At 70.2% G+C, this 21,561-nt stretch carries 15 protein-coding genes; 7 read left to right on the forward strand and 8 right to left on the reverse strand.

Annotation, left to right across the window (positions count from 1 at the left end; all coding sequences use genetic code 11):
- Positions 1 to 61: 61 nt before the first annotated feature.
- From ASD90_RS04135 to ASD90_RS04145, 3 genes are all read right to left on the reverse strand, one after another.
- Positions 62 to 1,402 carry a glycosyltransferase gene (locus tag ASD90_RS04135; protein WP_056751992.1) on the reverse strand — a complete coding sequence of 447 codons (1,341 nt, stop codon included), beginning with the start codon at positions 1,400 to 1,402 and terminating at the stop codon, positions 62 to 64.
- Entirely contained in the window at positions 1,399 to 3,594 is a 2,196-nt protein-coding gene (locus ASD90_RS04140) for a glycosyltransferase (RefSeq protein WP_056751995.1), read from the reverse strand. Before ASD90_RS04140 ends, ASD90_RS04135 begins: the two co-directional genes overlap by 4 nt.
- Before the next feature lie 81 nt (positions 3,595 to 3,675).
- Positions 3,676 to 4,662 carry a helix-turn-helix domain-containing protein gene (locus ASD90_RS04145; protein WP_056751997.1) on the reverse strand — a complete coding sequence of 329 codons (987 nt, stop codon included), beginning with the start codon at positions 4,660 to 4,662 and terminating at the stop codon, positions 3,676 to 3,678.
- Between the two features lie 234 nt (positions 4,663 to 4,896).
- Here ASD90_RS04145 and ASD90_RS04150 point away from each other — a divergent pair, with 234 nt between their 5' ends.
- Both ASD90_RS04150 and ASD90_RS04155 read left to right on the forward strand, forming a co-directional pair.
- The gene (locus ASD90_RS04150) at positions 4,897 to 8,643 is read left to right on the forward strand and encodes a S8 family serine peptidase (RefSeq protein WP_082588465.1); all 3,747 of its coding nucleotides are present in this window, start codon (positions 4,897 to 4,899) and stop codon (positions 8,641 to 8,643) included.
- A gap of 234 nt (positions 8,644 to 8,877) precedes the next feature.
- The gene (locus ASD90_RS04155) at positions 8,878 to 9,513 is read left to right on the forward strand and encodes a DUF1269 domain-containing protein (RefSeq protein WP_056752002.1); all 636 of its coding nucleotides are present in this window, start codon (positions 8,878 to 8,880) and stop codon (positions 9,511 to 9,513) included.
- Positions 9,514 to 9,736: 223 nt separating this feature from the next.
- Here the strand turns inward: ASD90_RS04155 and ASD90_RS04160 are convergent, their stop codons facing one another.
- The 5 genes from ASD90_RS04160 to ASD90_RS04185 form a co-directional block, all read right to left on the reverse strand.
- A complete protein-coding gene (locus ASD90_RS04160) occupies positions 9,737 to 10,672 on the reverse strand; it encodes a diacylglycerol kinase family protein (protein ID WP_082588466.1) in 936 nt (311 codons plus the stop codon).
- A gap of 102 nt (positions 10,673 to 10,774) precedes the next feature.
- Positions 10,775 to 11,164 (reverse strand): DUF1003 domain-containing protein, encoded by a 390-nt coding sequence (locus tag ASD90_RS04165; protein ID WP_056754409.1) that lies wholly within the window; start codon positions 11,162 to 11,164, stop codon positions 10,775 to 10,777.
- Positions 11,165 to 11,478: 314 nt separating this feature from the next.
- Positions 11,479 to 11,922 carry a hypothetical protein gene (locus ASD90_RS04170; protein WP_056752009.1) on the reverse strand — a complete coding sequence of 148 codons (444 nt, stop codon included), beginning with the start codon at positions 11,920 to 11,922 and terminating at the stop codon, positions 11,479 to 11,481.
- A gap of 205 nt (positions 11,923 to 12,127) precedes the next feature.
- Positions 12,128 to 14,617, reverse strand: coding sequence for a poly(3-hydroxyalkanoate) depolymerase (gene phaZ, locus ASD90_RS04180; protein ID WP_200958530.1), 2,490 nt, complete (start codon positions 14,615 to 14,617; stop codon positions 12,128 to 12,130).
- Positions 14,618 to 14,749: 132 nt separating this feature from the next.
- Complete coding sequence (locus tag ASD90_RS04185; protein ID WP_235506379.1) at positions 14,750 to 15,415, reverse strand: TetR/AcrR family transcriptional regulator; 666 nt, start codon at positions 15,413 to 15,415, stop codon at positions 14,750 to 14,752.
- A gap of 138 nt (positions 15,416 to 15,553) precedes the next feature.
- Between ASD90_RS04185 and ASD90_RS04190 the strand changes: the two genes are divergently transcribed.
- From ASD90_RS04190 to ASD90_RS04210, 5 genes are read left to right on the forward strand one after another with little or no spacing between them, the layout of a single operon-like run.
- A complete protein-coding gene (locus ASD90_RS04190; RefSeq protein WP_056752016.1) occupies positions 15,554 to 16,687 on the forward strand; it encodes a VOC family protein in 1,134 nt (377 codons plus the stop codon).
- Positions 16,684 to 17,622, forward strand: a complete 939-nt coding sequence (locus ASD90_RS04195) for a fumarylacetoacetate hydrolase family protein (protein WP_056752019.1) — start codon at positions 16,684 to 16,686, stop codon at positions 17,620 to 17,622. Before ASD90_RS04190 ends, ASD90_RS04195 begins: the two co-directional genes overlap by 4 nt.
- Positions 17,622 to 19,505, forward strand: a complete 1,884-nt coding sequence (locus ASD90_RS04200) for an acyl-CoA synthetase (RefSeq protein ID WP_235506380.1) — start codon at positions 17,622 to 17,624, stop codon at positions 19,503 to 19,505. The genes ASD90_RS04195 and ASD90_RS04200 overlap by 1 nt, the downstream gene beginning before the upstream one ends.
- Positions 19,502 to 19,855, forward strand: coding sequence for a DoxX family protein (locus tag ASD90_RS04205; protein ID WP_056752026.1), 354 nt, complete (start codon positions 19,502 to 19,504; stop codon positions 19,853 to 19,855). The genes ASD90_RS04200 and ASD90_RS04205 overlap by 4 nt, the downstream gene beginning before the upstream one ends.
- Positions 19,852 to 21,483 carry a bifunctional 3-(3-hydroxy-phenyl)propionate/3-hydroxycinnamic acid hydroxylase gene (locus ASD90_RS04210; protein WP_082588467.1) on the forward strand — a complete coding sequence of 544 codons (1,632 nt, stop codon included), beginning with the start codon at positions 19,852 to 19,854 and terminating at the stop codon, positions 21,481 to 21,483. Before ASD90_RS04205 ends, ASD90_RS04210 begins: the two co-directional genes overlap by 4 nt.
- Positions 21,484 to 21,561: the final 78 nt, after the last annotated feature.

Below are 21,561 nucleotides of genomic sequence, written 5' to 3' on the forward strand. Positions count from 1 at the left end.
CCGACCGAGGGCGTATGCCGCCGCTCACCTTCCGGGTCGACGTCCCCACCCGCGGGGAGGCTCAGACCGTCGCAGGGCCGCTCCCGTCGGCGGGCGCCGTCTGCTGCATCAGCGCGTCGCGGGCCCGTCGGGGTCCCGGATGCTCGCGCAGCGACACACCCATCCGGTGCAGCCCCGTGCGGTCCACGACGTCCGCGGAGCCCATGAGGCGTTCGGCGGCCGAGCGGATCGCAACGGCGTCGGCGCGGTTGGGGTCGAGCACCTCGCCCAGCCGCTGCTCCTCGACGGCGGCGGCGCCGGCGAACTGGTCGGTGGAGAGGGGGAGCAGCAGCAGGGGGACACCGGCCGTGAGTGACTCGGTGACGCTGTTGTTTCCGCCGTGCGAGACGGCCACGCAAGCGTGACCGAGCAGGGTCACCTGCGGGAGCATCTCGCGTACGAGCCACGACTCGGGGAGTGCACCCAGCAGGGCACGCGGCGTCGACCCGTGGGCCAGGGCGACGCGGACGTCGAGCGGGCGCAGCGCCTCGACGATCGTCGCGATCAGGTCCGACCGGGCGGAGAGGAAGCTGCCGAGGCTGACGTAGACGACCGGCTCGTCGCTGCGGCCGAGCCACTCCTCGACCTGCTCGTCCGGGGCCTCGGCCCGCACCGCGGAGCCGAGGAAGGTGTGGCGCGGGAGCAGCGAGGTGCGGTGGGGGTCGTGCAGCTCCGCGGGGTAGTTGAGCATCAGGACGTCGCCGGTCTCGGCGAAGGCGTCCACGCTCGGCGGGGCCCCGTGCGACAGCTGCGCCAGTGCGGTGTTCCACTGCGCCGTGAAGTCGTCGCGCACCCGCTCCGAGAGCCGCCGAAGCTCGGCGAGGGCGTCCGATCCGGGCGTGAAGGCACGGGGCCAGGCGGGTGGGTAGCCGTACACCTCGTCGCCGACGGTGAGGGCGGACGGGTGTCCCAGCACGACGTCGGCGTGGCTGGTGCCCCCGCTGGCGAGACCGAGTCGGGCACCGAAGGCGAGGTGGTCGACGATGACCGTGTCGGGGCGCACCCGGTCGACGACGTCGTGCACGGCCCGGGCCACGCCTACGGCGTTCCAGAGCAGGTCGTCCCCGCGCGCCCGCGCCTGGTAGGCGAGCGTCTCGACGGCGCCGAGCCTCGTCGCCTCGAAGAACCCGCGGAGCGAGTCGTCCTCGCCGGCCGGCTGCTCCTCGGCCCGGATGACGCCCGGGTTCGAGCCGCGCCCCAGCTGCAGGTGCTCGCGCTCGTAGCCGAAGGCGGTGACGAGGGCGTCGGTGGCCTTGCCTGTGGCGACGACGACGCGCTCACCCGCGTCACGCCAGGCCGTGGCGAGGGTGGCGAGCGGGTAGAGGTGGGAGGCGTAGTCGGGGCTGATGACGAGGAGCGTCACGAGGCTCCCTCCACGGCGTCGGACAGGCGCGGCCCATCCGCTCGCTGTGGCGCCACCTGACGGTAGACCGCGGCGAGCGACGCGGCCATCGTGTCGATGCCGAACCTCGTGCGCACCATGTCCCGGGCCTGCGCCATCCGGGCGTCGGCGTCCGGTGCCGCGGCGAGGTCGAGTGCGGCGTGGGTCGCGTTTGCGAGGGCGGCGGCGGTGGACGTGTCGGCGAGGATGCCCGTCTCCCCGTGGGCGACGTAGGTCGCCGGGCCCCCGCCGTCGGGCGCGACGACGACGAGCCCGACGGCCATCGCCTCGAGGATCGCGATGCCGAACTCCTCCTTGAGGCTCGCGCTGACGTAGACCCCGGGCGGCGCCGTTTCGCCCGGCCGTCCGCGCAGTCGCGCGAGCCACGCGATGGTCGTCGCGTTGGGGCGGTGGCCGGCCAGGAGCAGCCCCTGGTCGGCCGCCTCGCCGGGCGGCACGACGGCGTCGATGCGGGCCAGCTCGGCGCCCTCCTCGGCGCTCGGGTGGTCGAGGTCGCCGCCCACGACGAGCAGGTTGCAACGCTCGCGCAGCAGGGCGTCGTCGCGCCAGGCCTGCACGAGGGTCGCCATCCCCTTGACGGGGTTGAGCCGACCGACCGACACGACGGTCGGCAGGGCCCGGCGGTCGTCGGGGAGGGTGCGGAGGAGGGCGTCGAGCTCGTCGAGTGCGGTGGCGACGCCGGACCCGCGGCGTCGTCCGGACCTGTCCAGGGCCTCGCCGACGATGCGGTCGACACCCGCCACGTCGATGCCCTCGCCGACGACGCCGAGGCGCTCTCGCTGCACCTCGATGTCGATCCCGAGGTAGCGCCGCAGGTCGTCGCCGACCTGTGGGCGCGGGAAGAGCACGAGGTGGGAGGCGCGCGCAGCGAGGTCGCGGAGCAGCTGGTCGCGGAACCACAGGTGCTCCGCGAGATCAGCCTCGCCGAACCCGGCACGGGTCAGCGTCCCGGTGCGGTCCCGCGCGTCGATGAGGGCCTGGGGGTCGGGCGCGACGGTCAGCACGACGGGGATGCCGAGCTCGTCCGCCACCTCGGCGGCGGCCATGGACCCGACGTCGGCCATCCGCAGGTGGATCGCGTCGACGCGGCCCGCAGCCCGGAGGACCCGGCGGATTCCGCGGCGCGCCGCGACCCGCGCCGGCCACGCCCGGCCCACTCCCACAGGACCTGACAGCGGCACCCTGGCGTAGTGGTGGCCCGGAGCGAGCAGCGAGGAGCCGACGTGGCCTCCGGGCGCGGCGGACGGACGCCCGGAGGGGAACTGGGCCGGGTCGGGGCTGCCGCCCGACACGGTGATGACCCGAGCCACGGCGGGATCGCCCCGCAGCAGGGCGTCCCCGAGGTGCACGAGCAGCGTGGCGATGCCACCGGTGTCGCCCCGGCCGGAGTGGTGCAGCCGCCCGTCGATGTCGGAGTGGAGGAAGAGCTGCACGACGGTCAGCCCGTCAGGGACGCACGGCACCGGCACCGGCGCCGGACGGAGGTCGAAGAGGGCGAGCCGGGCGGTCTGGGCCAGGGGGCCGACAGTGCGGGCCAACGACACGAGGAGCGCCTCGGCGCTGTGGCCGGCCGCAGGTCCGTCGCCGAGGGCGGCCGTCGCTGCCGCGCGCACCGGGAGCACCTCGGTGTCGTCTGCCGCGAGAGTGATGAGCGCAGTCGTGGTCGCCGCTCCGGGCACCAGCCCCAGCGTCTCGGCCAGTCGCGCGCGGCCGTCGTGGTCGGCTGCTGCCAGACCGGTCAGCAGGGCCCCGCGCACCCGGTCCGGCTGCTGGGCCGCCCAGCTCTCGAGGGTGCGCTGGGCCAGCATTCCGGTGAAGCCGCCGTCGCGGCTCGCGCCGACGAGGTGGGGCAGCGCGTCGTCGACGGGAGTCGTGTGCCGCAGCGCGTCGAGCGCGTGCTCCGCCACATGGCGCCGCTCGTCACGCACCAGCTGTGCGAGAAGCGATGCCGCGGCGGGGTCGTCGCATACGCCGAGCGCGTGGACGGCGGCAAGGGCGGTCAGGGGATCGTCGGAGAGCGTCGCCGAGGTCAGGTCACCGACGACGTCACCGACCGACTGGCTGGTGACGTCGGCGAGCGCCGAGGCGGCCCGCATGGCTTTGAGGAGGGTGGGAGCGGTACGGACCGCCTCGAGTGCGGAGCGGGGGTCCATGGTGCCGACCTTAGGCGTCCGATCGCGAAGATGTACAACCCTTGTCTAACGTTAGGCGGCACGGTGACGGCCACTGTTGAGCTACGGTCGCCGGAGCCAGCCCTTTTCGTGTGCCGCCCAACCCAGCTGGATGCGGCTGTTGGCGCCGGTGGCATCCATGAGCGAACGGACGCGGCGCTGGACCGTGCGCAGCCCGACGTCGAGCTGTCTCGCGACCAGGACGTCGGAGGCGCCGGCGATGAGCAACGACAGCACCTGGAGGTCGGTCTCGTCCGGTCCCGGGGCCGTCTCCACGAGCTCGTCGCTCTCCGGAGACGCGAAGTTGAGCGGCCAGGCTTCGCGCCAGACGAAGTCGAAGAGCGACAGGAGGGACTGGACGAGCCCGGTCGAGTGGATGACGAGGGCCGCCGGCTCCGGGGAGTCGGCATCGAGGGGCACCATCGCGGTGCGACGGTCGGCGATGACGAGCTTGGTCGGGACACGGTCGCTGATCCGCACCTCCTCGTCGCGGCGTATCACCGCCACGAGCTCGGTCTGCGACGTCTGCTCCAGCACGTCGCGCTCGAGCACGACCCGGTACCGGACGCCGCGGGCCGCCGCGATGTCCTCGGCCTGGTTCTCCGCCGCGGTGACGGCCGTCGGGGTGTCGGTGACGAGGACGCAGACCTCCTCGACGGCTCCCAGCTGCAGCTGGTGGAACCGCTGTCCGACCGCGCCGGCCCCGACGACCACCTCGACGAGATCGTGAACACTCCCCGCAGCATCGGTGCGATGCGACTCCGCCAGCCGCGCGGCCACGAGCTCGGCCTGGTCGAGCTCGTGACGGCGGTCGTTGAGGAGGGCACGCAGCGCGATGCCCGGTGGTGCCGCCACCCAGCGGCCGGGAGTGGCGGCCGCCTGTGCCACCAGTCCCTTGCCCTCCAGACCGACGAGGCCGTCCTCGACCTCCGCGCTCGAGAGCTGGCACCGATGGGCCAGGTCGTCGACGCCGGTCCCACCCAGACCGACCAGCGTGCGGTAGAGCGTCGCCTCTCCGCGACCGAGACCCAGCGCTGCGAGCGCTTCCACCCTCGCTCCTTCCGGTCGCCCTGTCACTCTCCCGGGCGGGTGGCGCACCTGCGCCATGACACATAACCGCCGCACACACATTCTTCCCGACAAACCGGCTCCTCGGGCACTGTGGCTCGCGGCGGAGGAGTCCCACCCCTTGCGCCACCCTCACGCAGCGTGACCCGAACAGCGGGCTCGCGCCCCATCCCCCGGAGGACCAGCATGCGCCCCATCTGGCGTCACACCCTAGGGGTGGCAACGGTTGCCATCGTTGCCGCCACCGCGGCCGCCCCCACCTCGGCCTTCGGCCAGGACTCAGGTGCCACACCCCGTCCGATCGTCGGATCGTCCGCTGCCCAGGCGGCGAGCCACGCCCCCAAGACCGTCACCCTGATCACGGGTGACAAGGTCCTCGTCACCGGGGCCGGCACCAACGCGCCGATCGTCACCGTGCTGCCGCGCGAGGACGGCACCGTGCCTTCTGTCGAGACGCGCCGGGTCGGCAAGGACGTCTACGTCTATCCCGCCGATGCCGTGGACGCCCTGGCCTCGGGCAAGGTGGACGAGGAGCTCTTCAACGTGACCGGGCTCGTCGCCATGGGCTACGACGACGCCAGCACCGACAGCGTGCCGGTCATCGCGCGCTACACCACTGACCTCAGCCGGGCCCGCTCGGCACCGGTCACCCCGAAGGGCGCGGCGAAGGGCCAGACGCTGCACTCGATCGACGGCGTCGCGCTCAAGGCCGGCAAGGCGCAGGCCGCGCACTTCTTCGCCGACGCGACGGACCCGTCCACCGCGGCGGGTGCCAAGATCGAGAAGATCTGGCTCGACGCCAAGGCGTACGCCACCCTCGACCAGTCGACCAAGCAGGTCAACGCCGACAAGGCCTGGGCAGAGGGCCTCAAGGGAGCCGGCACCAAGGTCGCCGTCCTCGACACGGGCGCCGACGCCGAGCACCCTGACCTGCAGGGTCGGATCGTGGCGTCCAAGGACTTCACCGGCTCAGCGGGTGGAGCGCTGTCGGACGTGCACGGTCACGGCACGCACACGGCCTCCACCGTCGGCGGGTCCGGGGCGGCGAGCGATGGCCTCGAGAAGGGCGTCGCCCCCGAGACGCAGCTGCTCATCGGCAAGGTGCTCGGTGACAACGGTGGTGGTTCCGACTCGATGATCATCGGCGGCATGGAGTGGGCGGTCTCGCAGGGCGCCGACGTCGTGTCCATGAGCCTGGGGAGCAATGGGGCACCTGCCGCCTGCAACGACCCGATGTCGTCCGCCGCGCAGGAGCTCGCCACCACGAGCTCCACCCTCTTCGTCATCGCGGCGGGCAACACGGGCTCGGCGAACAACACGGTCTCGGCTCCCGGCTGCGCTCCCGCGGTGCTGACGGTGGGCGCGGTGGACCGTCAGGACGTGCCGGCGTGGTTCTCCAGCCGCGGGCCCACAGCGGTCGACCACACCCTCAAGCCGGAGATCTCGGCGCCCGGCGTCGGCATCACCGCGGCGCGCTCAGGCGGGCGGGGCGACAACGCGTACGTCGCGATGTCGGGCACGTCGATGGCGACGCCGCACGTCGCCGGTGCCGCCGCCATCGTCAAGCAGACGCACCCGACCTGGACCGGGCAGCAGCTCAAGGCGGCCCTCGTGTCGTCGGCGAAGTCCGATGTTCCCGGTGACGTCCGCGCGCAGGGCGCGGGTCGACTGGATGTGATCGCCGCGGCGAAGGCCCCGGTGACCACCATGCCCGTGCAGGCCGGGACGTTCGCGTGGCCGCACACGAGCTCCCAGATCACGACCATCGACCTTCCCTACACCAACGTCACCGACCAGCCGGTCACCCTGCAGCTGTCCGTCGCCGGTGTCACCGGTGACGACGGTTCGGCCGTCAAGTCGGCGCCGGTCGTGCTCGGAGCGTCGTCGGTGACCGTCCCCGCGGGTGCGACCGTCAAGGTCCCCGTCAAGGTCGACCCGACCGCGAAGCTCGACGCCGCGCAGTACGGAGACGTCACCGGCCGCATCGTCGCCACCGGCGGCGCCAACGTGTCGACGCCGTTCTCGCTCTTCGTCACTCCCGAGACGGTGCAGCTCACGGTCCGGATGAAGGACCGCCTCGGCAACCCGGCCAACCTGGGTTCGAGCGTCGATGTGGTCAACATCGACTCCATCAAGGCGCAGCGCGCCTTCAACAACGGCGCTGCGGAGCAGAAGTTCCAGGTGCGCCCGGGCACGTACTTCCTGTCGAGCTTCGTCAGGACGGCGGACCCCACCTACCTGACGGCGGGCACGGTCGGCTCCATCGCCTACTTCGGCCGACCGGAGATCAAGGTCACCGGCGACACGACCGTCGACTTCGACGCGACCAAGGCGCACCTGCTGTCGGTCAAGACGGACCGGCCCAGCGAGGCCAAGGCCTCGGTCCTCTCGTTCTCCCGCACGTGGGACGACACGTGGATCCACGCCGGCTCCCTCAGCACTGGCCCGACGACGACCGCCGTGTATGCCGACGTGCAGGGCAACCCCCAGCAGGGCACCTGGGAGTTCGGTGACTGGTCGCGCCGCTACGCGCCTGCCGTCGATTCGATGTCGGTCCTCGGAGGACCAGTGCTGCACCCGATCGCGGCGCCGAACGCGGCGCCCGGCCTCGACGGCGTCAGCACCGCGGGTCTCGTCGACGGCGGCACCGGCTCGATCTTCGACCCCGCCCGCGTGGGTGGCAAGGTCGTGCTCGTCAAGGTGAGCACCAGCGGCATCTCGCCGGCGATGGTCAACCGGGCCCGCGCAGCCGGTGCCAAGGCCCTGCTCGCGTACGCTCCGGCTCCCGGAAAGTGGCTGCCCGTGGCCGGCTTCGCGCCGCTCAGCGTGGCGACCTACTCCCTTCCGATGGCCGAGGGCGACCAGCTCCAGGCGCTCCTTGCCACCGCCCCCGGAGGTGAGCTGACGCTCTCCTGGAAGGCGACGGCCAGCAGCCCGTACGTCTACAACCTCGGCTTCACCCAGTCGACTCCGGTGACCGACGACAAGACGTTCGTCGTGCAGGACAAGAAGCTCGGCCGCACGGAGGCGGACTACAAGGGCATGGGCGTCGACACTCCGCTCCTGGACTTCGTCTACGCCGGCCGTGACAACGGTGTCACCTTCGGTGTCTCCGCCTACGAAGCCGTGCAGGTGGCGACGAAGCGCACGGAGTTCTACACCGACGGCGGCACGAAGTGGCTGCACTACCTCACGTCGAGCTTCCCCTTCGGAGAGGCGATGACCGAGGCCTGGCGCACCTACCCGGCCGGCAGCGTCCGCACCGACAGCTGGTACGGCGGCATCGTCGCCCCGGCTGCGATCAAGAACGACCAGGGCGTCGAGCAGCTGACGGCCGAGCGTCAGGGCGGCCTCATGGGCTTCGCCCCCCAGATGTGGGGCGATGACTTCGGGCACGTGGCCAACCCCGGCAGCTTCGGTGACGAGGGCAACCTCACGCTGCGCCGCAACGGCGAGGAGATCGGCTACAGCTACTACCCCAACGGCGTCTTCGAGGTGCCGGCCGAGGACTCGGCCTACGAGCTCGAGATGAACACCGGCAAGTTCGGGGGCCCGGCGAGGCAGTGGGCCCGTTCCACCGAGGTCAAGACGACGTGGGGCTTCCGTTCCGCGCTCGACCCCGACACGTTCTCGGTCGGTCTCCCGCTGCTCTTCCCGCGGGTCGGCCTGCCCGAGGAAGGCAGCAAGACCCTCGCCGCCTCGGCCGGACAGGTGCTCCCGATCCGGGTCACCGGTCACGGTGGCTACGCCCCCGGTGACATCGTCTCTGCGAAGTTCGCCTTCTCCTACGACGGCGGCACGACGTGGACGGACGCAGCCGTGTCCAGCGACGGCGGTGTCTGGAGTGCGGCCGTCGACCACACGGGTGCCAGCGGCAAGACGGTCACCACGCGGGTCGAGGTGACCGACAGCAAGGGCGCCTCGGTGACGCAGGTCGTCAAGGCCGCCTACGCGGTGCGCTGAGCGGCGTCCGAAAGAGCTGCCAGCGGCGCAGGCCGCCCACCTCACCGGAGGTGGGCGGCCTGCGGTCCGGTGCGGCCCAGGCGTTCCCCCGTGGGACCTGGCGCGGCGCGCCGCAGGCTGCCTCTTGTCGGCAAGCCGCTGCCCGTCCCTTCTCAGGAGTAGTGTCCGAAAGCACACTGGCGCGACCGGTACACGTCAAGCCGGCGGCGCCCACCCTTGAACCAGGAGGCGTCGATGTCCGAAGTCCCGAACACACCCGATGAGACCGATGTGACGATGTCCGGTGGGGCGGTGTACGACGGCGCGTACACCCTGCTGATCGCTGACTTCTCGGACACCGGAACGGCGCAGGACGCCTACGAGGCACTCAAGTCGGTCGAGGATGGCCGGCACGTCCAGATCGAGGGTGTCATCGTCGTCAAGCGGGCGGCAGACGGGCAGCTGGAGATCCAGAAGGCCACCGACCACACCACCCGACGCGGCCTCAAGTGGGGCGTGGTCGGCGGAGCCGTCCTCGGTCTCATCTTCCCGCCGACGATTCTCGCAAGCGCCGCGGTGCTCGGCGCTGCGGGGGCCGCGGCCGGCAAGGTGGGCCAGCTCCATCACCGCAGCGAGCTGTCTGACGAGCTGGAGTCCGCGGTCGAGCCCGGCCACTCTGCCATCGTCGCCCTGGTCTCCGACCCAGCCGTCGTCGAGCTGCGGCGGGCGCTCGCGATGGCCGACGCCATCGTGGAGTCCGCTGTCGACCACGTCGTCGCGCAGGACGTCAAGGCTGCGGCCAAGGAGGCCGAGGAGGCCGAGGAGGCGGCAGCGGGCGCGAGTGCTGACGGGTCCGAGAAGCAGGGCGAGCCGGAGCGGACCGACACGTAGCCGAGTCTGCAGCCCGGCTGGTACGCCGCGCTGGCGCAGTTCGTCGCGATCAACACACTGTTGTTCGATGGCCTGGCCATCGCCCAGCTCCTGCCGGCACGGCAGCAATGAGCCGCCCGCCGAATCGGTCTGGGGAAACGCATCGCCGCAGCTGGGAAGGCACTTGAGGGCGCTCGACTTGTACCAATGCCTGAATCGGCTTTCCCGTCCAGCCATGGGGGTGTCATGGGGGAGGGATTCGGGCTGCGGGCGAGGCGCCCGGATGGCGCGCAGAGATCCTGACCCGCAGCGCAGCCGGACGGACGACGAACTCGAGTGGAGCAACGAGTTCGACGGCCTCGCCATCGATGCCGGCGTGCACGGTCGCCGGGGCCTGGACCTCGAGGTGGGGAGCGCTCCAGGCTCGCCCCGGATGGTGCTGCCTCTCCTCTGGTGTGTCGAGCACCAGGATCCCCAGCTGACCGCTGGCGAGCGTTGGTCGGGTGCCCAGCCCAGGACCGTTCAACGCATACGGGTTGTTGGACACCAGCAGCACAGCGAGCCGGGCATGCTCTCGTCCGGTGTCGTCGACCAGGCGCAGCGCTGGCACCGGCCCACTGGGGCCAAGCACCCGGCGCGCCGTCTCCGCCAGGGTGCGGAGCTTCGAGTCGCGATAGCCGGCCTCCTGAACAGCCTCTCCGTAGATGCCGAGGGAGACGTTGTTCAAGAAGATCCGGCCGTTGACGTGGCCCACATCGATCAGGCGCTCCACCCCGTCAGTGAACGCGTCCATGGCCCCGGGCACGTCGTGCCGGTCCACGCCGAGGTCCAGCGCAAAGTGGTTGCGTGTCCCGACCGGGATGCAGACGAAGGGCAACCCGCGTGCGGCAGCGACTGCCGCCACGGCCGCAAGCGACCCGTCGCCGCCCGCCATTCCGAGCGCATCGGCACCATCGGCCACAACCTCCGAGACGCGGGTCCTCAGATCGTCGTCCGAGCCGAGGACCACCGCTTCGACTCCGCGCTCACGTGCCAGCTCAACCACGCCGTGGCGGGTCGCTGCGCCGTCACCAGACCTGGGGTTGACGAACAGCACCGGCCGTCGAGGAGGCACGACCGGCCGCCAGCCACGAGTGAGCGGCGTCGAGAGCTCGGTCGCGGGCTGCCGTGGCTGGATCATGTCGCTGCCTTTCCCTGGCGGCTGCCAGGTCGTTCTCCGTGTCAACCGCTGAGTGTCAACCGCTGACGGCAGCGGTTGACGACCCGGAGGGCTTGCTGGTCTTCACTGAGCTCTGGGGCGACTCGCCGGAGTGGCTGAAGCGCTCGCCGCGTGGATCTCCTGGGTGAGCTCGAGGATCTCCTGGGACAGGCGCAGCAGCCTCTCGTTCTGGTCGCTCTCGTCCTGGACCGTCCGCCAGGCCTCGTCCGCGATCACGTGGCGCTTCTCGTCGGCGCGGTTCTCGCTGATCATGACAAAGGTCGACAGGAAGATGGCCTCGAGCGACACGATCATCGTCAGGAGTCCGAACGGGTAGTCCTCGACGCCGAGGCCGATCCACAGGCTGAACCAGATGACGTGGATGTAGACGAACTTCATCGAACCAGCGAACCGCGTGATCCGGTCCGCGATCCGGTTCTCCCGGCGCCTGCCGCGCTCGCGAAGGTGCTGCATCAGAGCGGGGCTGCCGGGTTCCGGGTGAGTGGTTTTCACTTCGGCTCCTTTGCTTTGCGCCGCCCGGCGGGATGCCAGACGGGCGGCTGATCGGCTTGCTCGCCGAACTGGCGCAGGGTGATGCCGGCGTAGATCTCCGCCACCCCGCGACCGGCCCGGATGACATTTTGCTGAGCGGCTCAGTGGCCTTCAACGCGGGTGTCATTGCGCACTTCCCCCGGTGATGCCGCGCGGGCAGGGCGTTGACCACCCCTGCCCGCGTCGGCGCAACTGTGAGAAGAACCAGGCCTCCTGACGTCCGGTCCGGTCGGGGACTACCTGGCGTCGGCGGCCGTGAGCGTGTCGGCGTAGGCGCGGGCGTGGATGGCGTCGAGGATCGACAGCTGCGCGTTCCCGACCGCCCAGTCGGCGAAGTCGAGGGCCTCGGCCGCATCAGCCTCTGCCCAGTCCGCGTCGGTCGTGGCCACCTTGGCGTCCATGTGGAGGGCCCGCTTGTCCATGTTGGCCTTGACGTCGCTCCTCTTCGCCGCAGCGTCAGCCTTCAGCTGTGCCCACTTGGCCCGAGCACCGTCGGCGGCCTCGGAGACGTCCTGCCGGGCGTCCTGGACGGACTGGTCCAGGACAGCCTGGGCCTGGTCGATCCGCTCCTTGAGCTGCGACTCGGACTCGGTCGCGGCCGTCTGCACCGCGGACCTGGCCGTCCCGACCCGCTGCTGCAGATCGTCCAGCCGCTCAGAGAAGTTCGTGTGCTGTGTCATGGGTACCACCTTCACTAGATTCCGGCCCACTAGGGCCTCTTGTTCATTTCCTGCACTATTGACGATATCGTCAGTAGTGCAGATTGGCAAGTGCGCGGAGGCCCATGTGACGTAGGCCTCAGTTCGCTCAGGAGACTTCGTCGGATGGAAGCGAGGCACCTGAGGGTCTCCCGGCTCGACCTCGGCAGAACGGGGTAGGCGGGCGTCAGTCGCCGGACCAGGCGTCCTCGTCTCCCTGTGAGGTCAGGAAGCTCGAGACGAGCGGGCCGAGCTCGTCGGCGGCGGTGAGGAGCCCGAGGTGGCCGTCGTCGAAGACGTGGATCGAGGCATGGGGCAGCAGGGTGAGCATCAGCCGCGCATTGACCAGTGGAATCATCGGGTCGTCTGTCCCGGCGAGGATCAAGGTGCGCTGCCGGATCAGTGGCAGGGCCGGAAGGCTCGACCAACCCACGCCCGCGAGGAGCTGGAGGACGTAGCCGGTTGAAGAGCCTGAGCGCTCGGGCTCATACGCCACAGGCCTGACTTCGTCGGGCCGCCCACGCATCCGGCCGCCGTACAGCTCCGCCGCGATGGACCGGGCATATGCCGGGTCGCGATAGCGCCGGGGCGTCAGCATCTTGCTGAGCAGGGTGAGGCGTCCTGGCACCATCAACATGCCGGTTCCGGTGCTGACCAGCACCAGCCGACGGCAGCGTCGCGGGAACTGGAAGGCGAGCTGTTGGGCGAGGCCCCCGCCCCAAGAGATGCCGAGGGTGTCGAACCGGTCGTAGCCGAGCCGGTCGAGCAGCGTCCCCACGAAGCACGCCAGCAGGGCGAAGTTGTACGGCACCCTCGGCGTCGGGGAGCCACCCACGCCAGGTACGTCGAACCGAACCACCTCGATCCGTGGGTCGACCTCGTCGACAAAGGGCTGGAGCAGGTCGAGGCTGGCGCCGATACCGTTGCAGAGCACCAGCGGTGGGCCTGGTGCCGTGCCCGGCCGGACTGACACCCGGACGTCGTGGCCGAGGACACGGAGCCGCTGGGACTCGGTCATCGGTCGAAGACGTAGGTGCCGGGCGCCTCCACCAGCAGGCTCAGGCTGTGCGACCCGAGCGTCTCGGGTGCTGGACGGAGCTGGCCACAGCGCTCGTCCAGCCACAGTCCGAGATCGGTCCACCAGCTGCCCGGCTGGAGATCGGAGCCCCCCCAGCCACACCGCGGCGTCGGATGTCATGTCGTCGTTGGTGTGGAAGGACGCCTTCGGGTTGCCGGGCGGGTTGACCAGGGCAGCGATATGACCACTGGTCGACAGCACGAAGCGGGTTCTCCCGCCCACGTGCTGAGCGCTTCGGTAGCAGTTCTCCCACGGGGTGATGTGGTCGGCGATGCCGGCCACCACATAGGTGTCAACGGTGATCGTGTGAAGGTCGATCGGCACGCCGAGGACGGTGAGGGCCCCAGATCGTGCGAGCGAATGGTCCATCGCCAGGTCGACGAAGTCAGCGTGCAGTGCGGCGGTCATCCGGGTGGTGTCGGAGTTCCAGAACAGGATGTCGAACGCCGGGGGCCGCCTCCCCATCAGGTAGTTGTTCACCCAGTAGTTCCACACCAGGTCCCCGGGCCTCAGCCATGCGAACACCTCGGCCAGCGCCCGCCCATCCAGGTATCCCTTGCGTGCCGATGTCGCCTTAGCGTGGCTCGCCAACCGCTCGTCGACGAGGGCGGACACCGTCTCGGCGTCCCGGCTGTCGAAGGCCGTCACCGCCAGGCAGAGCGCGGCCAGCCGGTCCTGCTGGCCGATACCGGTCAGGTAGGCCGCCGTCATGCTGGCGAGGATGCCGCCTGAACAGACACCCCCGAGCACCGTCTGCGCGTTCCCCGTGATCTCCTCAACTGCCCCCAGAGCTTCGAGGATGGCGTCGACATAGGTGTCGAAGTTCCAGAATGCATGCGCCGGGTCCGGGTTGCGCCAGGAGATCACGAACACCTGCCTGCCCTGCCGGACCCCGAACTCGACGAGGCTCCTCGTCGGGGCGAGGTCGATCGCGTAGAACTTGTTGATCGTGGGCGGGACCACGAGCGTCGGCACCTCGTAGACCTCGTCGGTCTGCGGGGTGTACTGGATCAGCTCCAGCACCTCGCTGCGGAAGACGACCCCGCCGCCGGTCGCGGCGATGTTGTCGCCCACGACGAAGCTGGCGCTGTCGACCATCTCCGGCAGGCGCGGGGCCGAGGCCATGTCCTTGACCAGCTGCCTGCCCCCGCGGACCAGGCTCAACCCTGCTGTGTCGATGGCCGCCTTGGCCGAAGCAGGGTTGACGAGGGGGACGTTGCTGGGGGCGACCGCCTCGGCGACGTTGTCGAGGAAGAACCGCGCGCGCGCACGGTCGCGTGGGTCCAGGTCGGCTTCGATCAGGAGCTGCTCGGCGGTGTGGCGGCCGGCCAGGTAGAGCTGGACCAGGCGTCTCAGCAACGGGTTCTCGATCCAGGCGACGTCGGTGAACCGGCGGTCCGCGCGGTGCGGCGCGAGCGTCGAGGTCCCGCTGAGGATGCGTCCTGCCTCGGCACCCAGCTCGCCCAGTCGTCGAGCAGCTCTCCCCGGAGTGCGCGCGAGAGAGACTCCCCACTTCGCCGTGGACCTGTCCGGAAGGAAGCGGTTCAGGGGGCCAAGGGCGGCGTCGACGAGAAGGGCGTCGAAGGTCGGGGTGCTCATCGGAGAGTCTCCTCAGCGTCTTCAGGCGGCCATGGGGAGGGCCACCGCTGGACTGAAGAATACCTCGTTAGTGATGATTTCGTCAGTAGCGTTCGAAGAGACTGTTGTCGTCGATGGCGGGAGGACCGGAGGTCAGGCCGCCGAGCCGTCGCCGGGTGCCGCGTCGAGGTCAGGCAGGGGCAGCGAGCAGATCCGCCGCGCCCGTTGCCGGGGCACACCGAACATGCGCAGCAGGTCCTCAGCCACTCGGTCGGTGGTCTCCTCGACGTCACGGGCCGGCTGGGCGTGCAGCAGGTGGCCGAGGCCGAGCAGGGCTCCGGCACTCATCGTGACAGCCACGTCGAGGTCCTCGACGTCGAAGCGCCCGGCATCGACGGCTGCCGCGATGTCCCGGCGGACTCGTGGTGCCAGGCCATTGTCGGCGCTGAGCAGCCGGAACACGTTGTTGAGAAGCACCTGGCTGAGTTCCGGCTCCCGCCGGTGCAGTCGCCCGGTGAGCCGGAAGCTGCAGGCGAACACCTCTGCGGGGTCCTCTATGTCGGCGGTCAGGTTGTCGAGCAGCTCGCCGTAGGCGTCCATCACTGCTTCGACCGCGGCCTCGAACAGCTGCTCCTTGGTCTCGAAGTGGTTGTAGAAGGACCCCATCCCGACGTCAGCTGCCTGAGTGATCTCCAGGATCGGCACGTTCGTCCTGCCCTCGGCAATGAGCGTCTGCGCGGCCCGGATGAGAGCCGCTCGCGTCCGGGCCTTGCGACGGTCCAGTCGGTTGCTCTGCTGCTGCGCTGGGACGTTGCTCACGGCCGCTCCTCTTGTCTGGGTCTCGTTGTGCATCCACCCTAGCGCGTCCAGTCAGGAATGACGATTACCTCAGAAACCCTTGACTGAGCATGTGGTCATGAATGACGATTACGTCAGAAGATCAACGGAGGAGCGGCAATGACCAGTCACCACGGAACCCACACCGACCTGCACTGCGAGCAGGGTGCGCTGCCTGCTGAGCACCCGGGACGCGCAAGGAACCCCGTCATCAAGGTGCTCGACCTGGCCTGGCTCGAGTTCGTCAAGCCCGACCTCGTTGCCTCGGAGCGCTTCGCGCACGCGTTCGGGTTCACCACGGTGAGCAGGACGGTGGACGAGCTGCAGCTGAGAGGCAACGACCCGGGCGCGCCCTGTGTGATCGTACGACGCGGGCCACGTTCGAGGTACCTCGGAGCGGCCTTCCGCGCCGCGGAGACCGTCGACCTGGTGCGGCTGGCCGGGGCCACCTGCACGAACGTCGAGACGCTTCCGGAGAGCATCGGCGGGCTCACCGTGGACCTGACCGACCCGAGTGGTGGCATGGTCCGGGTTGTCGCCGACACCCACGAGCTGGCAGCCCTTCCGCCCCAGCCGACACAGCAGTTCAACTTCGGGCACGACGTCCGACGCGCCAACACCACGCAGCGGCCGCCACGTGCACCCGCGACGATCCAGCGACTGGGCCACGTCGTGCTCCAGACCACGAAGTACATCGAGTCGCTGAACTGGTACCTCCAGCACCTGGGTCTCATCGTCAGCGACTTCAAGTATTACGAGGGGCAGCGTGAGCGCGGCCCGACGATGAGCTTCATCCGGTGTGACCGAGGCACGACCCCGAGCGACCACCACACGCTGGCGATGATGCTCGGGCCCAGTAACCGGTACGTGCACTCGGCGTACCAGGTGGGAGACCTCGACGCGTTGGCCGCCGGCGGGGAGTATCTCCGCGAGCTCGGCTTCAACCGCTCGTGGGGAATTGGTCGCCACATCGAGGGCAGCCAGATCTTCGACTACTGGCGCGACCCCGACGGGCTCCTGGTCGAGCACTTCGCGGACGGTGACCTGTTCGACTGCACGTTGGAGCCTGGCTGGTCGCCGATGACCGCATCCGGGCTGGCTCAGTGGGGACCACGGGCCACCAAGGACTTCCTCGGTCTCACGCCAGGACGAGACCTGGCGCACGAGCTTGTCTCGATGGCTCGCTCACTGCGCGACAACAACGAGTTCGACCTGACCCGCCTCCGCGGCATGCTGAAAGTGACGAGCTCATGAGCACCACGATCCTCCGCACGACGGACTCCTGGTGGGTCCGCACTCCCGGCGGCGCCGCCCGCATCGACACCGACGCCACGACCACCCGCGGGCTGCTCGCCGGGCCCACGCGGATCGACGCCGCCCGGGGCACCACGACGACCGTCGACCCGGCCACCCTCGATGTGGTGTCCCCGGTGACGGCACCCTGCCGGGTCGTGGCGCAGATGACGAACTTCACCAGCCATGTGAAGGACGCAGGTCTCAACCCCGACACCATCCCGCTGACGTTCTTCCGCAAGACGTCGGGCTCGATCAGCGGCCCGTTCGACGACATCATCCGCCCCGACCACGTGCGCTTCCTCGACTACGAGGTCGAGATCGGCCTGGTCATCGGTCAGGCAATCCCAGTGGGCACGCAGGTCACCGCCGACAACTGGACCACGTTCGTGGCCGGCCTCGTCGTGACCAACGACGTCTCGGCCCGCGACGTGCAGCTGCCGAAGACCCAGTTCTTCGAGTCCAAGTCGTACCCGACCTTCACGCCCGTCGGCCCGGCGCTGGTCCTGCTCGACGACCATGAGCTCAAGCGGTTCGGCGACCTACGCCTGCGCCTGTGGGTCAACGGCCAGCTGCGCCAGGACTCGGTGGTCGACGGCGACATGGTCTTCTCCCCGCTCGAGGCGCTGCAGGCGCTGAGCCGGTTCCAACGCCTCGACCCGGGTGACCTGCTCCTCACCGGGACCCCGGAGGGGACCGCCCTGAGCGCACCCCCGAAGCCAGTCGAGATCATTGCCGCGTTCCTGCCGCCCGCCCTGAAGTGGAAGGTCTTCTTCAAGCGGCAGGCCCAGAACCCCAAGTACCTCAAGCACGGCGACGTCGTCGAAGTCTCCATCGGCAGCGACGACGGGGCCATTGACCTCGGTCGTCAGCGCACTGTCGTGAGGACAGCATGATGGGCGACCTGCTCTCGCCGACGTACGACGGGCCTGGCGATCTTGCTGCCATCGAGGCCATACCGCTGACTGACCGTGGCCTGCCGGGCACGACGTACGAGCTCCTCGTCCGGGCCGCCGGTCTCTGGCCGGACCGCGTCGCCCTGTCCGTGCTCCCGGACGGCGAAGGGTGGGAGCAACCGGCGGAGCGCACCCATGCCCAGCTCCTGATGGACGTGCATCGCTACGCCAACGTGCTCCACACGCTCGGCGTGCGCCGCACCGACGCGGTCGCACTCCTCGCCCCGAACTGCGACGAGCTCGTCACCGCAACGCTCGCTGCCCAGCTCGCCGGCATCGCCGCGCCGATCAACAGCGGGCTCTCCGAGGACCACATCGCCGAGCTGCTGCGCAGGTCGGGCGCCCGAATCCTCGTGGCCGCCGGCCCCGACCTCGCGCCCGAGGTCTGGGAGCGTGCCCGCGAGCTCGCCGCCGACGCCGGGATCGAGGCCGTCCTGGCCCTGAGCGCGACGGGCGCGGGCCCGGTTGAGGCAGAGCTGTGCGCTATCGACGGCATCCGGGTCGGGCACCTATCCGCCCTCGCGGCAGGACAGCCACACGATGCCTTCGTGGGTGAACCGCCCTCGGCCGCCGACCTCGCCGCTCTCTTCCACACGGGCGGCACGACGGGCCTGCCGAAACTCGCAGCGCACACCCACGCCAACGAGGTCAGCGACGCCTGGATGATCTCTGTCACCGGCATGCTGCACGACGACGCGGTGATCTTCGCGGCCTTGCCGCTCTTCCACGTCAACGCACTCCTTGTCACCGTTCTTGGCCCGCTGTTCAGAGGACTCCACGTCATCTGGGCCGGCCCTCAGGGCTACCGCGACCACGCGCTCCTCTCAAACTTCTGGAAGCTCGTCGAGCGTTATCGGGTCACCACGATGAGCGCCGTGCCCACCGTGTACTCCGTCCTCGCTGGCCATCCCCTGGACGCCGACATCAGCAGTCTCCGCTTCGCCGTCGTCGGCGCATCCCCCCTGCCCCTGGCGGTGCGGGACGGCTTTGAGGCCGCCACCGGCATCCAACTGGTCGAGGGCTACGGCCTCACCGAGGCCACGTGCGTGAGCGCACTGAGCTTTCCTCACCACCCACGTCGGGAATCCGTCGGCCAGCGGCTGCCGTACCAGCAGGTGAAGACCGTCAAGGTCACCGACGACGGTGAGTGGGTCGACCTGCCGGCCGGTCAAGTCGGCGTCCTCGCCATCAGCGGACCGACCGTGTTTCCCGGCTACGTCAGCGGCCGAAGTCCCGACGGGCCCGGGCTGGACGGGCTGGGCAAGCTGCGCGACGGCTGGCTGGACACCGGAGACCTGGCCTGGGTCGACCCGGACGGCTTCATCCACCTCGCCGGCCGAGCCAAGGACCTCATCATCCGCGGCGGTCACAACATCGACCCGGCGGTCATCGAGAACGTGCTGCTGGCACACCCGGCGGTCACGGCTGCGCAGGCGGTGGGCCGTCCGGACCTGCACGCCGGCGAGGTGCCGGTCGCGTTCGTCACCGTCGCATCCGAAGCCAACCCGACCCCCGAGGAACTGCGGGCCTGGGCCGCCGACCACGTCCCCGAGCAGGCGGCAGCACCCAAGACCGTCACCGTGCTGGACGCGCTCCCGGTCACTCGGGTGGGCAAACACTTCAAACCGGCCCTGCGCGCCGAGGCCACCCGAGAGGCCGTCGCAGACGCCCTGCGCGACATCGCCTCGGTCACGTCCGTCCGAGGGGCCGTCGAGGACGGTGCTGTCGTCGCCGTCGTCACTCTGGCCCGCGGCGCCGACCAGACCCCGGTCAGGGAAACACTCGACCGCTTTGCCATCACCTGGAGATTGGAACTGTCATGAACCCCACAACGATCCTTGCCGGCCTTCTGGTCGTGGCCTTCACAGCCGTCGGCACCGCCAAGCTCGCCGCCGTGCCAGCCATGCGCGCCAAAGCCGAACACGTCGGCTTCAGCGTCACCGCCTACCGACGGATCGGCCTCCTCGAGGTCCTCGGTGTCGTCGGCCTGCTCGTCGGCGCGTTCGTCCCGGTCATCGGCGGCCTGGCCGCCGCCGGACTCCTGATGCTCCTCGGAGGGGCAGTCGTGGCCCACGTCCGGGGCGGCGACGGCGTACGCGAGATCGCCCCGGCCATCGTCCTGGGTCTGGCGACCGTGAGCTACCTCCTTCTGGTGGTCGGTGACCTGCGATGAACCGTTCTCGGCAGACCCGCGACGACCCGATTCCCGTCGTCATCGTGGGGGCCGGGCCCGTCGGCGTCGCCGCCGCCACCCTTCTGGGCCAGTACGGAGTCGACTGCCTGGTGCTGGACCGCTGGGACGGCGTCTACCCCCAGCCGCGAGCCGTCCACCTCGACGACGAGACCTACCGGATCCTGGGACGGCTCGGGATCGGCGGGCAGTTCGCTGCCGTGTCCCGGCCCACGCGCGGGCTTCAGCTGGTCGACCGGAACCATCGGGTGTTGGCGGTGTTCGACCGGACCGGCGACCACGGCCGGCATGGGCACCCCGAGGCCAACATGTTCGACCAGCCCGAGCTCGAGCAGCTGATGCGCACCAACCTCGAGGGCCAGACCACGGTCAACCTGCGCGGAAACGTGGACGTCACGGACATCGCCCAGGACGGCCAGGGCCGGGTCAGGGTGGACTTCACCGACCGGCTCACCGGCGAGCGGGAGTCCGTGCCGGCCACCTTCGTGCTGGGTTGCGACGGAGCCAACAGCGTGGTGCGCGCGGCGATCGGCTCGACGATGGCGGACCTCAAGTTCGACCAGCGCTGGCTCGTGATCGACGTGGCCAGCAGGGTCGAGCTCGACCAGTGGGAAGGCGTGCACCAGGTCTGCGACCCGGCGCGCGCCGCGACATACATGCGTATCGGGGACACCCGCTACCGCTGGGAGTTCCGGATGCTGCCGGGCGAGACCGCCGCCGACTTCCAGTCCATCGAAGCACTCCAGCCCCTCATCGGACCGTGGGTCAAGGGCGTCCCGTGCGACCAGCTCGAGCTGGGCCGCGTTGCGGAGTACACCTTCCGGGCCCAGCTGGCGGACCGCTGGCGAGACCGCAACGTGTTCCTCCTCGGCGACGCCGCCCACCTGACACCCCCCTTCGTCGGACAAGGGCTGTGCGCGGGACTCCGCGACTCCATGAACCTCAGCTGGAAGCTCGCCGGTGTCCTCTCCGGAGACCTGCCGGGGTCGGTGCTCGACACCTACGAGGTGGAGCGCAAACCACACGCTCGCGCGCTCATCCAGCTCGCCCGGCTCATCGGTGTCGCCATGACGCAGGGCGGCAGGGCCGGTGACCTGCTCCGTGGGGCCATCGCCCCACGGCTGCACTGGGTCCCCGGTCTGCGCGACCGCCTCCTCGACAGCGAGACCCCGCCGCTGAGCCGGTCCGCACTGGTGGATGGGGCCGGACGTCGCAGGTCCTTGGCAGGGCGGATGTGCCCGAACGCGCCCCTGACGGAGGACCTCCGATATGACGACGTGACACGTGGCGGGTTCGTGGTCGTCAGCGCCGTGCCCCTCTCGCCCGGCCAGCGGGATCTGCTGGCGGGCCGCGGGACCGAGGTGCTCGAGGTGAAACCAGGCTCGGCGTTGTCCACGTGGCTCGCAGACGGCAAGGCTGTGGCCGCACTGGTGCGACCGGACTTCACCGTGCTGCGCGTCGGTCGCGACGTGGCAACGCTCTGCGAGGGAGCACCGACGTTCCTGCAGCGACAGGACCCTCTCGCCCATGCCGTCCCAGGCCACCTGCTTTCCCCGGGTGACCCCGCCACGTACGGCGGCAACGACGACACTTCTCGCTCGGCATGCTGACGCCGATACAGTGCGACGTGCGAACGCCGATCACCGTGGCCTGAGAATCCGCCCCACCGACTCCACGAGACGCGGAAC

Origin of the sequence: Terrabacter sp. Root181, from assembly GCF_001428505.1 — a bacterium.
Lineage (GTDB): Bacteria > Actinomycetota > Actinomycetes > Actinomycetales > Dermatophilaceae > Terrabacter.